The following is a 12677-nucleotide window of genomic DNA, read 5'->3' as shown; positions in this document are numbered from 1 at the left end:
TCTCCTTTCGGGGGACGCACGGAACCCGGGCGCTCGCGGATGCTCGGGCGGTGATCGAAGTGGACGGACTGTGCAAGCGCTACGGGGGCGTGGCCGCACTCGACGGGGTGGGTTTCGTCGCGCGGCCCGGGCGGGTGACCGGGTTTCTCGGGCCGAACGGGGCCGGCAAGTCGACGACCCTGCGCGTGCTGCTCGGTCTCGCGCGCGCCGGGAGCGGTTCGGCGACCGTGCAGGGGCGGCGGTACGCGCAGCTGCGCCATCCGTTGCGGACGGTCGGCGCGCTGCTCGAGGAGGCGGGTCCGTTGCCGGAACGGCGGGCCGTCGACCATCTCATGTGGCTGGCCCTGTCCAACGGCATCGCCCGGCGCCGGGTCCGCGAGGTGCTCGAACTCGCGGGGCTGGCGTCGCGGGCCCGGCAGCGTACCGGCCGCTACTCCCTGGGCCAGCGCCGCCGGCTCGGCATCGCGGCCGCGCTGCTCGGCGAGCCCGAGGTGCTGATCCTCGACGAGCCCGCGAACGGCCTCGACCCGGACGGGATGCGCTGGGTGCGGCGCCTGGCCCGCGAGGCGGCGGCCGAGGGGCGCACCGTGCTGCTGTCCAGCCACGTGATGGCCGACGTGGCCGAGACCGCCGACGACGTCGTGATCATCCACCGTGGACGCGTGGTGGCCGACGGTCCATTGGGGACAGTGGTGGCGGCGCACGGTACCCTGGAAGCCGCCTTCTTCGCCTTGACCGGCGGGGCCCGGTGAGCGCCGTGCGGGCCGAGCTCGCGAAGCTGCGAGCCGCGCGCACGGCCTGGATCGCGACCGGTGTGCTGCTCGCGATCCACGTGCTCGTGCAGTGCGAGGCGCTCGGCCTGACCCGGGACGCGGTCGCGGCCATCGCGCCCGACGGCACCATCGAGCTGTTCATCGGCGAGCGGCAGCCGGCCACCCGGGCGCTGCTCGACCAGGCGGCCGGGTCGTCGCTGCAGATGTGCCTGTTCCTGCCGGTGCTGGGAGCGATCCTGGGCGGGCTGGAGGCCCGGCGGCTGGGGGCCGCGCTGCTCGCGGTCCCGCGCCAGGGTCGGCTCGTGCTGGCGAAGACCGTGGCGGTCGCGGCCTGGCTGGCGGTCGTCTGCGTGCTGGTGTCGGTCATCTCCGTCGCGTTCCTGTGGCTGGCGGCCGGCGTGATGTGGTCCGCGGTCGCGCCGCAGGCCCTGTTCCTCGGGTACGCCGTGCTGTACTCCCTGATCGGGCACGCCTTCGCGCTCGCCGGGCGCGGCATGCTGGCCGGGCTGCTCGGCGTCGTCGCCGTCACGGCGGTCACCATGACACAGGCGGCGCCGCGGTGGCTGGACGCGCTCTGGCCGCTGAGCGCCGGGCGCAACCTGCTGCTCGACCCGCACGTCGACGACGCCCTGAGCTCCGGCCGGCTCGTGGCCGCGCTGGTCGTCGCCGCCTGGGCCGCGCTCGCCCTGACCGTCGCCGCGGTGGTGGTACGGCGCCGTGATTGGTGAGTGGTACCGCATCGCGACGCTCCCGGTCGTCTGGGCGCTGCTGGCCGGGTTCCTGGGCCTGGAGCTGGCGCACGCCGCACTCCTGGCGGCCCACGCGATGGCCGCGGCGGCCGTCGTGGCGGGCGGGCGCGAGGGTTGGGCGACGGGCTTGTGGGCGGTACCGTCGCGGCATCGGTTCTTCGTCCTGAAGGTGCTGGCCGTAGCACTGCCGAGCACGGTGCTGTCGTGGTCCGCCCGGTGTGTGCTGCTGTCGTTGTTCGCGCTGGGGTTGGCGCTGGTGGCGCGCGGGGTCGTCTGGCCGCTGGCGTTCCTGGCCGGGGTACCGGTCATGGCGGCACCCGTGCTGCGGGCCGTTGCGCCGCGGGTCGTGCCGTATCTGCCGCACGAGGCCGGATTGCCCGTGCTGGCCGGGTGGGCCGCGGCGGCACTGGCCGCCGCGTGGGTCGCGCTGGTCGGGCGGGATGCCTAGCACGGCGGCTTCACCGGGCCAGGTCCGCCCTGGCCAAGCCACCGGTACAGGATCACACAGCAACCGCGAACCGTGGGATGGTTGTGAGGCCTGGCCGCGGCGCCTAGTGCGGCCAGTCCTCGTCGTCCTCGAAGGGGTCGGGGTGGCGGCGGTCCTCCTCACGCGCCTCGAAGGCGGCCCGCTCCTCGGCCTCGGTGCCGGGCCGCCAGGTGGCGCCGTCGCGCACGAGCAGCGGCGGGTAGGCGCGCCCCTCCAGCCAGCGAGCCAGCCACTCGGTGACGGTCAGGCCCTGCGGGTAGGAGCGCGGGATGCCGGTCGGCACCGCGTACGCCGTCGTGCCCCAGACCTGACCGTCGAAGAGGTCGATCTCCGTCAGGCCGCCGTTGCACCACGAGCACAGCGGCCGCGCGATGCGGGGGCGGGTCGGGCCGGCGACCGGGCGCTCCCGCGTCACGAGGGGGTGGCCCGCCCACAGGTCCTTGATGCCGTACTCCGGGCCGAACCCGCCGTTGGCCACCTCCAGGTAGAGGCGGCGCAGCAGCGGCGGAAGCTTCCGGCGGGCGGCCGCCTCCACCTCCTCGACCAGCTCCGGCGCCGCGGGTGCGAGCGGCGGCAGCGGCTCGAGCCACCCGTTCGCGCGGGCGGTCGCGTACCGCGCGGTGCGGCGATGGTAGGTGCGGTGGAACTGGCCCTCCGGCCACTCCCCGATCTCGCCCGGGTCGCCCTCGAGGTCGAGGCCGGCCCGGCCGTGATACCGGTCCCGGTACTCCCCCGCCGCGACCAGCCGCGCGATCTCCGCGAAGACCTCGTCATCCCCCATGGGCCGCTATCGTGCCACGCCCCCACCACCGCGGACCGGGAACGGCTGTCGTTCTTCGCCGTGACCACGGTCCCCGGCTGTGTCACCGCGGCGTTCCCGGCCTGCGTGACGCTCTGGTGAGCTTGTACCGTATCGCGTCCGTCGATGCGTGCGGCGGCTGCGTGCCCCCGTGGCACGCAGCCGCGCCCGAGTCGCGTCAGTCGAGACAGAACTCGTTGCCCTCGGGGTCGGCCATCACGATGTGCCCGAAAGCCAGCGGGGGCCGGGGCTCGTGCCGGGCGAGCCGCTTCGCCCCGAGCCCGGCCAGCCGGTCGGCCTCCGCCTCGAGGGCCGCCATCCGCTCCTCGCCCTGCAGCCCCGGCGCGGCCCGGACGTCGAGGTGCATGCGGTTCTTGACGCGCTTGTCCTCCGGTACACGCTGAAAGAACACTCGAGGCCCGTTGCCCTGCGGATCCAGGATCGCCGAGGCCCGGTTGCGCTCGGCCGGCGGCACGCCCATCGCCTCGAGCGCCTCCTCCCAGGAGCCGAAGCCGGGCGGCGGGTCCTGCAGCTTGTAGCCGAGCGCCTCGATCCAGAATGCGGAAAGCGCGGCGGGGTCGGCACAGTCGATCGCGATCTGTACGGCACGGGTGGTCGTCATGGCCTCAGTCTTACCCGAATCGCGGACAGGTACGGTCCGTGATCGGTGGAATGATCGAGCCCATGACCGCCGAACGGGTGCTGCGCCTGCTCGCCCTGCTGCAGCGCCGCGCCTCCTGGACGGCGGCGGAGCTGGCCGCCGAGCTGGAGGTGACCGACCGCTCGATCCGCCGCGACGTCGAGCGGCTGCGCGCGCTCGGCTACCCCGTGCACGCGACGGGCGGGGTCGGCGGCGGCTATCAGCTCGGCGCCGGCACCCGGCTGCCGCCCCTCCTGCTCGACGACGACGAGGCGATCGCGACCGCGGTCTCGCTGCGCCTGGCCTCGACCGGCAGGGTGGCGGGCGCCGGGGAGGCGGCCCTGCGCGCGCTGGCCAAGCTGGACCAGGTGATGCCGCCGCGGCTGCGGGCCGAGGTGCGCGCGGTCCACGGCGCGACCGAGACCCTGGCCGGCCCGGGCGTGCAGATCGACGCGGAGGTGCTGGTGACGCTGGCCCGGGCCTGCCGCGACGCCGTGCGCGTGCGGTTCGGCTACCCGGACACCGAGCGCACGGTCGAGCCGGTGCGCCTGGTGACGACCGGGCGGCGGTGGTACCTCATGGCCTGGGACGTCGACCGCGAGGCCTGGCGCACGTTCCGCCTCGACCGCATGCGCGCCGTGGCGCCGACGACGTGGCGCTTCCACCCGCGCGAGCACCCGGACCCGGCGGCCTTCGTCCAGCGCGCGGTGGCCGAGTCGCCGTACCGCCACACCGCCCGCATCCGCCTGCGCGCCGACGCGGCCGAGGTCCGCGGGCGCGTCCCGCCCCAGGTCGGCCGCGTCGAGGACGACCGCGACGGCTGGTGCGTGCTCGTCTGCGCCGCGGACACCCTCGAGGCGATCGCCGTCCACACGGCCCGGCTGGGCTACGAGGCCGAGATCCTGGAGCCGCCCGAGCTGCGCGCGGCCGCCACCGCGTTCGCCGCTCGCCTCGCCGCCCTCGGCCGCGGCTGAGCCTTCCGCCCTCGGCCGCGGCTGAGCCCCCCGCCGCCGTCCCCGGACGGCTACTGTGGCTTCGCGTGACCCATGCCGAGCTCGAGATCACCGCGGAACTCGTCCGGGACCTGCTCCGCGACCAGCACCCCGACCTCGCCGGGCACCCGATCCGGCTCGGGGCACGGGGATGGGACAACCAGCTGTGGCGGCTCGGCGACGACCTCGCCGTCCGGCTGCCGTGGGCGACCGGCTCCGCCGACGAGCTGCTGCGCAAGGAGCACGCCTGGCTGCCCGGGCTCGCCCCGCTGCTGCCGCTGCCGATCCCCGTCCCGCAGCGCCTCGGCGAACCCTCCGCGCGCTTCCCCCGGCCCTGGCTCATCACGACCTGGGTGCCGGGCACGCCCGCCGACCAGACGCCGGTCACGCGCGGCGCCGAGGCGGCCGAGTCCCTGGCCGCGTTCCTCACGGCACTGCACCGGCCCGCCCCCGCCGGCGCGCCCGCCGGCCGCAACCGCGGCGGTCCCCTCGCCGATCGGGCCGAGGGCTTCGCCGGATCGCTCGCCGAGGCCGTCGAGCGGGGACTGATCGACGACCCCGAGACCGTCCGGGCCGTGCGGGCCGTCTGGCACGACGCCGTCACCGCGCCGCCCTGGACCGGCGCGCCGCTCTGGCTCCACGCCGACCTGCACCCGGCGAACGTGCTCACCGGCGACGGCACCCTCTGCGGCGTCATCGACTTCGGTGACCTCTGCGCCGGCGACCCGGCCTACGACCTCGCCGCCGCCTGGCTGCTGCTGCCGGACGACACCGCCGGGCACTTCTACGCGGCCTACCGACCGGCCGCGGACCCCGCCACGCGGCGCCGTGCCCGCGGCTGCGCGATGGGCCGGGCCCTCGCCGGCATGCTCATCGGCGACGCCGGCGTGCACGGCGAACCCGGCGGCAAGGCCACGTGGGGACCGCCCGCCCGCGCCGCCCTGCACCGCCTCATCGCCACGGCCCGCTGACATCGCCACAGCCCGCCGAAACGCCACGGCCGCTGCCATCGCCACGGCCCGCCGGAACGCCACGGCCCGCCGGAACGCCACGGCCCGCCGGAACGGGCGGCGCGCACGAACGGACCCGGGCCGGTCCGGCCCGGGTCCTCGAGGTCTCGCGACTCGGCCCCGCTCAGGCGCCGACCGGCTCCTCGACGGCCGCCTCCGGCACCGCGAAGCCCTGGCTGCGCGGCGTACGGGCGGCGTGCACCAGCCCGGCGGCGCCCAGCAGGAAGAGCAGCCCGGCGGCGAGGTAGGCCACCAGCGCGGCCTGGGCCGCCTTGACCCCGAACTCGCTGAAGCCGTAGGAGGTCAGCAGCAGGCCGCGGAGGGTCTCGCCCTTGAAGACGGTCTCCCGCGCGGTGTTGGTGTCGGTGATCTGCTGCTGCACGGCGGCGACGGCCGCGGGGTCGCCGGCCTTCTGCGCGTCGGCGAGCTTCGCCTTGAGGTCGGTCTGCACGTCGCCGAGCTGGGCGTAGGTCTTGCCGCCGGCGATCGACTTCAGGTGCAGCCCGATGAACTCGTTGGCGTAGCACTCGGCCTGCTTGCCGGAGTTGAGCTGCTGCCCGGCGTAGCGCACCAGGCACGCCGACTGCCGCTCCTCGGCGGTGAGCGTGTCGGCGGTCTTGAACGTGATCTGCTGCTGGCCGAGCTGGCTCTTGACGTAGTCGTTGGCGAAGTTCGCGTTGCTCGTCAGCACGAGGCCGGCGACGAGCAGCAGGCCGGCCAGGACGACCAGGCCGACACCGACAATGAGATCGAGGGTCTTGCGCTTCATGGTGCCCTCCTGGGCCGCGGGTGAGGTCGTTCCCGGTGCTGCCGTCAGCCTGCACGCGGCGAGGGGTCCGGGCGCAGAGCACAAGCGCCCGAGCGCGCGGGACCTCCGGCACCTCTTGTCCCGGGCCGGCCCGCGCGGTGCGGTCGCCGGCTGTGCGAGGTGCCGGGCGGTCAGGCACCGCCGCCGCGAGAGCCGGCGGGCGGGGCGCGGCACGGTCCGGCGCCGTTGCCGTCCGCAGGACGCCGGCCCGTGCGTCAGGACTTCCTCGGGACTTTGGACCCGGGCCAGTCGGGCGTTGCGGCACCGGCGGCGGACGCGGTGCACGCGCGACGATGCATGTGTCAGGGAGGAACACGGCACAGGGAGGCCGAGATGAGCACCGCGAACATCCACCGGACCGGCGCACTGGAGCAGGTCGAGGCGCCGGGGAGCATGCTGACGAAGACCGCCGCGAAGGCGCTCGCGGTGCTGCGGTACGCCACCGGCTTCGTCTTCCTGTGGGCCTTCGCCGACAAGCTCCTCGGCCTCGGCTACTCGACCCCCTCGGCCAAGGCCTGGATCAACGGCGGCAACCCCACCAAGGGCTTCCTCGCCAACGTCGACGCCGGCCCCCTGCAGGGCTTCTTCCACACCATCGCCGGCACCTGGTACGCCAACTGGGGCTTCATGCTCGGCCTGCTCGGCATCGGCCTCGCCCTCACCACCGGCATCGGCATGCGCATCGCCGCCGCCTCCGGCACCCTGCTCATGGCCTTCATGTGGCTCGCCGAGTTCCCCCTCGCCCAGCACACCGCCAAGGGCACACCCACCGGCTCGACCAACCCCCTCACCGACTACCACGTCATCTACGCCATCGTCATGATCGTCCTCGCCGCCGCCTACGCCGGCCAGACCTGGGGCCTCGGCAAGCACTGGGCCAAGCTCCCCCTCGTCCAGCGCAACCGCTGGCTCATCTGAACGCCACACGGCCAGGCCCGGGACCCCACGGTCCCGGGCCTCGCCGTGCGCCGGTCTCCTTCCGAGACTCACCCGCGGCCGCGCAACGCTGAAGGCAGACCCGCCATCGCGAGCACCTGGAGGTCGTCATGGTCCCGGAGCAGAGCGTCGTCGTCGGCATCGACGGTTCCAGGCCCAGCCTGGACGCGGTCGCCTGGGCGGCGGCCGACGCGGCACGGCGCGACCTGCCGCTGCACATCGTGCACGCGTTCGTCTGGCCGATGCTGTACACACCGATCGCGGCACCGGTCATCGTGCCGTACGAGCGCGGCATGCACGACGTCGCCGCGCAGATCCTGGCCCTGGCGGAGGACCGGGCCCGGGCCGTCGCGCCGGACGTCCGGCTCACCACCGCCCTGCAGATGCAGCCGCCGGCCCAGGCGCTGCTGGCGGCCTCCGAGCACGCACGCGTCCTGGTGGTCGGCAACCGGGGTCACGGCGGTTTCGCCGGCCTGCTGCTGGGCTCCCTCGGCGTGCAGCTGGCCGCGCACGCCGCATGCCCGGTGGTCATCGTCCGGCACGACGAGCGTCCCGCCGGGCCCGAGGCCGGCCGCGTCGTCGCCGGGGTCGACGGCTCGCACGACACCGAGCCCGCGCTGCGGTTCGCGTTCGAGCAGGCGGCGTCCCGCGGGGTCGGGCTGACCGCGGTGCTGGTGTACCTCTGGCCCGTCTCCACCGGGCCCGGCGACCTGATGCCGCTGACCTACGACCCCGAGGTGCTGCGCGAGCAGGAGCGGTGCACGCTGGCCGAGTCGACGGCCGGGTGGATCGAGAAGTACCCCGACGTCGACTTCCGATCGTCCGTCGTGCCCGGCCGTCCGGCGGCGAAGCTCGCCGAGCTGTCCGCCGGCGCGGAGATGCTCGTCGTCGGCTCGCGCGGCCGGGGCGGGTTCACGGGACTGCTCCTCGGCTCGGTCAGCCAGGCGGTCATCCATCACGCCGCCTGCCCGGTGGCCGTGACCCGCTGAGCCGTCACCCGGGCGACAACACGGCCGCCCCCGTGACGCGGTCGCCGGCGAGGTCGGCCAGGGCGTCCATGGCCGCGTCGAGCGGGTACGACGTGACGCTCACCCGCAGGCGGTGGCGCCGCGCGAGCTCGAGGAACTCGCGGCCGTCGTCCCGCGTGTTGGCCGTGACGCTGCGGATCTGCCGTTCCTGGAACAGGTGCTCGTCGTACCGCAGCGGCGGGATGTCCGTCAGGTGGATGCCGGCGATCGCGAGCGTGCCGCCCCGGTCGAGCGCGGCGAGCATCGGCGGCACGAGGCTTCCGACGGGCGCGAACAGGATGGCGGAGTCGAGCGGCTCGGGCGGCGCGGTGGCCGAGGCCGAGGCGGCGCCCAGGGACAGCGCGAGCTCCCGGGCGGCCGGGGCCCGGGTCACCACGTGCACGGTCGCGCCCTCGGCGATCGCGACCTGGCACGCCAGGTGCGCCGAGGCGCCGAAGCCGTAGATGCCCAGACGGCCGCCGGGCGGCAGCTGGCTGCGGCGCAGGGCGCGGTAGCCGATGATGCCGGCGCACAGCAGCGGCGCGACCTCGTCGTCGCCGTACCCGTCCGGGAGCCGGTACACGTAGGCGGCGGGCGCCACGCAGAACTGCGCGTACCCGCCGTCGGCGTCCCAGCCGGTGTACTGCGAGAACGGGCACAGGTTCTCCGCGCCGCGGCGGCAGTACCGGCACCGGCCGCAGGTCCGCCGCAGCCAGGCCACGCCGACCCGGGTCCCGACCGGCGGATCGGTGACATCGGCGCCCAGCCCTTCGACCGTGCCGACGACCTCGTGGCCGGGCACGGTGTCCGGGTGCCGCGGGGGCAGGTCGCCCTCGGCCAGATGCAGGTCGGTGCGGCACACCGCGCACACCCGGACCCTGATCAGCACCTCGTCGGCGGACGGTTCGGGCACCGGCCGCCGCACACGGCACAGCGGGTGCTCGGCGACGGGCCCGGGGCGGTGCACCGCCCAGGCGGTCATGGTGCTCATCGCTGGTCCTCCTCTCGCCGGAGGTGCCCGCCGGACCGCCCTTCATGCTTGCCGTTCTCACCCGGTGTCGAGGCAGCATGAGGTGTGGGGAGCACGGACAGGAGGCCTCCGATGACGTACAGGTACGGCCCGGTGATCGCGGGCGTCGACGGCTCCGCGCACAGCATCGGCGCACTGCGATGGGCGGCGGACGAGGCATGCCGGTGCACCCGGGCCCTGCTGGTGACGACGGTGCCGACCGGCGACGTCTCCGAGGCGGCGGCGAAGGACATCGCCGAGCGCGCGGCCCGGGAGGCGCAGCGCTGGCACGTCGGCATCGAGGCGGACGCCGAGATCCGCCGCGGCTCGCCGGCGGACGTGCTGCGCGAGCTCGCCCACGACGCCCGGCTCGTGGTGGTCGGCGGACGAGGCACGACCGTGGGCGACGACCGGCCGATGGGCTCGGTCAGCCAGGCCCTCGGCGCCCGGGCCGACGCCCCGGTCCTCGTGGTCCATGCGGCGGACCGCTGGGCGGCACCGGACGCGAAGCTGCCGTCCACGGCGCCGGTCGTCACCGGCTTCGACGGCTCCGACTCGGGCCGCCGGGCGCTGCGGCTGGCTTTCGAGGAGGCTGCCGCGCGCGGTGTCCGGCTCGTCGTCGTCCAGGCCTGGCCGCACCCGGACCTGTGGCAGCCGGGCTCCATCCGGGGCGGCGACCTCAGCGCCCACGAGCGCGTCGTCCACGAGGCGCTGTGCGGGGCGACCGCGCGCTGGCAGGCCCAGTTCCCGCTCGTCGACGTCGAAGTGCGCGGCGAGCCGGGCGAGGCCGTCCACACGCTGGTGGTGGCCTCGCAGTGGGCCGGGCTGATGGTCGTGGGCACCCGGTGCCCGGCCGACAAAACCCGGCCGAGCAGTCCGTCGGTGGCTCGGCGGCTGCTGCAGTACGCCGCCTGCCCGGTCCTCGTCGCGCACGGCCCGGGCAAGGCGTCCGTGCCCCGGGTCGCGCCCGCGGCTGCCTGAGGCCGCGATCCGCCGCCCGGTCCGCGTCCGGGCATCCCTCAGCCGGTCCGCGCCTGCATCCGGACCATGGCGATTCCGGCGGTCGTACGGACCAGTGCCTCCGCCACCGCCAGCTCCTTGTCGTCGTCGAACAGCCCGTCGACGGTCGCGACGCCGTCGTGCACGGCGACCGGCCAGCGCCGCCGCCCGCCCGCGTAGTTGTCCAGGCGCCGCTGCGCCTCGTTCTGGGCCTGCTCGTCGGTCGGCAGCAGCGTGCGCAGCACATCGCATCGGCTGACCACGCCGACGACGTGTTCCTGCATGACGACCGGGACCGTGTGCGCGTCCCGCTGCACCATGAAGGCGGCCAGGTCGCTCACGTCCGCCTCCGGCCACGCCGTCACCGGCAGGCCGCCCATCACGTCACGGACACGCCGGGGTGGGCTTCCCGGGGCGGTCAGGGACGCCGCCTGCTGCAGGATGTCCCGCTCGCTGACCATGCCGACCAGCGTGCCGCCGTCGTCGACGACGGGGACCGCGGTGATCGAGTAGCGCTCCAGCAGCCCCACCGCCTCCGCGACCGGAGCGTCGGCGTGGACCGTGTGGGCCGGGGTGCTCATGATGTCCTTGGCGTGCATCGCTCCTCCTCCTCGCTGTTGTGATCGTTGCCTCGTCACCGCCGCGTCGCCGCCGGGCGTGGCAGCGCCGTTTCGCCGGGTACCACCCGCCGCGGCGACACCCACCGCCCGGCCACGCCGCGGGCCACGAGCCCGCGCGCGGCGGAGCGCATCATGGCCTCCGGCCCGCAGACGAACGCGGCGGTGCGCGCGGGATCGCCGCGCAGCAGCGGCAGGAGCCCGGTGACGGCACCGACCCGCCCGGTCCACCCGGCTCCGGCCCGCTCGACGGTCGTCAGCACGTCGATGCGCTCGTCCCGCCAGTCGTCGTACTCGTCCGCGAACAGCAGGTCCTCCGGCGTCCGCGCCCCGATCAGCACCGCCACCCGCCCGTAGCGGGCCCGCCCGGCGGCCGCGTGGCCCACCACCGGCCGCAGCGGCGCCAGCCCCAGACCGCCGGCGACGATGACCAGATCGGCATCCGACGGCGCCGGGAGCGCCCAGCCCCGGCCGAAGGGGCCGCGCACGCCCAGCACCCGCCCCGGCGTGGCCGCGCGCAGCACCCCGCTCGTGGCACCGGCGGCCCGCACGGTGTGGAGCAGGCCGGCGACGCCGTGCCGCCCGGAGAGGCGGACCGGCACCTCGCCGGCGCCGGACGCGTGCAGCATCGCGAACTGCCCGGGCCGGAACACCGGCAGCGGCTCGTCGACCGGTTCCAGCGCGAGGGTCGCGGTGTCCGCGGTCTCCTCGATGCGGTCGATCACCCGGTAGCGTCGCACCGCGTCACGCGTCGATGACGTCGGTGACCGGGCGCCGGTTCGTGTAGCAGGTCGTCGGCGCGTATCCGAACCGCAGGACCAGATGCGGGTCGTGGATCCGGTCGATGGCCCGGCGGATCCGCTCACGGGTGGCCGGCACCTCGATCGGCTGGGAGTACATCGCGGTCGCCAGCCCGAGGTCCGCGGCGGTGAGCAGCACGCACTGCAGCGCCATCCCCACCCGGATCGCGTCGTCGGGTCCTTCGCCGAGCACGCCGAGCACCGCCACGAGCGGATGGCGTGACAGGTCGCGGGTCACCTCGCGGCCGGGGCCGCCGTAGTCGCGCCGGGTCATGATCTCGGCCGGGTGCGGGGCGGAGCCGCACGCGTAGGGCCCGATCCCCTCGACGGCGTGGTTCGCACAGATGGTCCAGGCCCGCAGCTCCGCCTCGTACGCCGCGTTGGCCCGCAGCTCGGCGTCGGCGATGCGGATCAGCTCGGCCAGCGTGGTGAGCGCCCGCTCACCGGCCACGAAGTCCAGCCAGCCGCCCTCGCGCCGGGCCGCGTCGGCCAGCTGCTGCGGCAGGCCCGGGCCGACCGGGGTGTCCGCGAACGGACCCCGGTTGGTGTGGCGGCGGCTGATCTGCCAGTGCAGCCGGCGCTCCATCGGCGTCGGCGGCCGCGGTTGCGCCGGCCACAGGTACAGCAGCGCGCTTCCGGACACGAACCGGTGCCGGGCCGGCAGGCCGGAGACGGCTAATCCGAGCCGCAGGTTGTAGGCGGCCGCACCGCACGACATGCGCGCCATCCGGCCGTCCGCATCGCAGACGGCGAGCCGGCGGCGCTCGTCCAGCAGGATGTACACCCCGTCGCTCGTCCATCGGAACCGCCACGGCTGACTGTTGTGAATCGACGGGGCCCAGACAGCATCGCCCACCGCGGCGGTGAACGCCTCGAAAGTCCAGGTCGTCGGGGTTGCCAACGTCGACATGCCGCACCTCCAGTCAACCTGCGGCCGTTCCTTCCACAATGCCCCGGCGCGGCATCCTTCGTCCTGTCGCCGTCGCCGCGATGAACCCGGCCCGGAATGGGCAGAGGGTGCAACGGCCCGACCACACCGAGGGAGTTCCCC

15 protein-coding genes are annotated in these 12677 nt (G+C 75.2%); 8 read left to right on the top strand and 7 right to left on the bottom strand.

From position 1 onward, the window contains the following. The first annotated feature begins 50 nt into the window (after positions 1 to 50). The 3 genes from ACQP1P_RS20270 to ACQP1P_RS20260 are packed head-to-tail and all read left to right on the top strand — an operon-like array spanning position 51 to position 1970. Complete coding sequence (locus ACQP1P_RS20270; RefSeq protein WP_433088313.1) at positions 51 to 752, top strand: ABC transporter ATP-binding protein; 702 nt, start codon at positions 51 to 53, stop codon at positions 750 to 752. Beyond that, positions 749 to 1501, top strand: a complete 753-nt coding sequence (locus ACQP1P_RS20265; protein WP_433088311.1) for a hypothetical protein — start codon at positions 749 to 751, stop codon at positions 1499 to 1501. The genes ACQP1P_RS20270 and ACQP1P_RS20265 overlap by 4 nt, the downstream gene beginning before the upstream one ends. Further along, the gene (locus tag ACQP1P_RS20260; RefSeq protein WP_433088309.1) at positions 1491 to 1970 is read left to right on the top strand and encodes a hypothetical protein; all 480 of its coding nucleotides are present in this window, start codon (positions 1491 to 1493) and stop codon (positions 1968 to 1970) included. The genes ACQP1P_RS20265 and ACQP1P_RS20260 overlap by 11 nt, the downstream gene beginning before the upstream one ends. A 103-nt stretch (positions 1971 to 2073) precedes the next feature. On the opposite strand, the gene ACQP1P_RS20255 is transcribed toward ACQP1P_RS20260, so the two are convergent. Beyond that, complete coding sequence (locus tag ACQP1P_RS20255; protein WP_433088307.1) at positions 2074 to 2790, bottom strand: hypothetical protein; 717 nt, start codon at positions 2788 to 2790, stop codon at positions 2074 to 2076. Between the two features lie 196 nt (positions 2791 to 2986). Next, a complete protein-coding gene (locus ACQP1P_RS20250; protein WP_433088305.1) occupies positions 2987 to 3430 on the bottom strand; it encodes a VOC family protein in 444 nt (147 codons plus the stop codon). 62 nt (positions 3431 to 3492) lie between these two features. On the opposite strand from ACQP1P_RS20250, the gene ACQP1P_RS20245 reads away from it, so the two are divergent. Further along, positions 3493 to 4422: a helix-turn-helix transcriptional regulator gene (locus tag ACQP1P_RS20245; RefSeq protein WP_433088303.1), complete on the top strand. Its 930-nt coding sequence runs from the start codon at positions 3493 to 3495 to the stop codon at positions 4420 to 4422. Between the two features lie 65 nt (positions 4423 to 4487). Then, positions 4488 to 5411 (top strand): aminoglycoside phosphotransferase family protein, encoded by a 924-nt coding sequence (locus ACQP1P_RS20240; RefSeq protein ID WP_433088301.1) that lies wholly within the window; start codon positions 4488 to 4490, stop codon positions 5409 to 5411. 163 nt (positions 5412 to 5574) lie between these two features. On the opposite strand, the gene ACQP1P_RS20235 is transcribed toward ACQP1P_RS20240, so the two are convergent. After that, positions 5575 to 6219: a hypothetical protein gene (locus ACQP1P_RS20235; RefSeq protein ID WP_433088299.1), complete on the bottom strand. Its 645-nt coding sequence runs from the start codon at positions 6217 to 6219 to the stop codon at positions 5575 to 5577. A 372-nt stretch (positions 6220 to 6591) separates the two neighbouring features. Between ACQP1P_RS20235 and ACQP1P_RS20230 the strand changes: the two genes are divergently transcribed. Further along, a complete protein-coding gene (locus tag ACQP1P_RS20230) occupies positions 6592 to 7176 on the top strand; it encodes a hypothetical protein (RefSeq protein WP_433088297.1) in 585 nt (194 codons plus the stop codon). Between the two features lie 128 nt (positions 7177 to 7304). Beyond that, positions 7305 to 8183: a universal stress protein gene (locus ACQP1P_RS20225; protein WP_433088296.1), complete on the top strand. Its 879-nt coding sequence runs from the start codon at positions 7305 to 7307 to the stop codon at positions 8181 to 8183. A 4-nt stretch (positions 8184 to 8187) separates the two neighbouring features. On the opposite strand, the gene ACQP1P_RS20220 is transcribed toward ACQP1P_RS20225, so the two are convergent. After that, positions 8188 to 9192 (bottom strand): zinc-binding alcohol dehydrogenase family protein, encoded by a 1005-nt coding sequence (locus ACQP1P_RS20220; protein WP_433088294.1) that lies wholly within the window; start codon positions 9190 to 9192, stop codon positions 8188 to 8190. Positions 9193 to 9303: 111 nt separating this feature from the next. Here ACQP1P_RS20220 and ACQP1P_RS20215 point away from each other — a divergent pair, with 111 nt between their 5' ends. Next, positions 9304 to 10191 carry a universal stress protein gene (locus tag ACQP1P_RS20215; protein ID WP_433088292.1) on the top strand — a complete coding sequence of 296 codons (888 nt, stop codon included), beginning with the start codon at positions 9304 to 9306 and terminating at the stop codon, positions 10189 to 10191. Between the two features lie 38 nt (positions 10192 to 10229). On the opposite strand, the gene ACQP1P_RS20210 is transcribed toward ACQP1P_RS20215, so the two are convergent. Genes ACQP1P_RS20210 through ACQP1P_RS20200 form a run of 3 tightly spaced genes read right to left on the bottom strand, consistent with a single transcriptional unit; the run spans position 10230 to position 12536 of the window. Continuing rightward, positions 10230 to 10808 (bottom strand): CBS domain-containing protein, encoded by a 579-nt coding sequence (locus ACQP1P_RS20210; RefSeq protein WP_433088290.1) that lies wholly within the window; start codon positions 10806 to 10808, stop codon positions 10230 to 10232. A gap of 35 nt (positions 10809 to 10843) precedes the next feature. Next, a complete protein-coding gene (locus tag ACQP1P_RS20205; protein ID WP_433088288.1) occupies positions 10844 to 11566 on the bottom strand; it encodes an oxidoreductase in 723 nt (240 codons plus the stop codon). Positions 11567 to 11570: 4 nt separating this feature from the next. Then, entirely contained in the window at positions 11571 to 12536 is a 966-nt protein-coding gene (locus ACQP1P_RS20200) for an Acg family FMN-binding oxidoreductase (protein ID WP_433088286.1), read from the bottom strand. Between the last annotated feature and the right edge of the window lie 141 nt (positions 12537 to 12677).

Origin of the sequence: Dactylosporangium sp. CA-052675 (assembly GCF_050947935.1) — a bacterium.
In the GTDB taxonomy this organism is placed as follows: domain Bacteria; phylum Actinomycetota; class Actinomycetes; order Mycobacteriales; family Micromonosporaceae; genus Dactylosporangium.
This window is presented reverse-complemented; position numbering and strand designations above follow the sequence as displayed.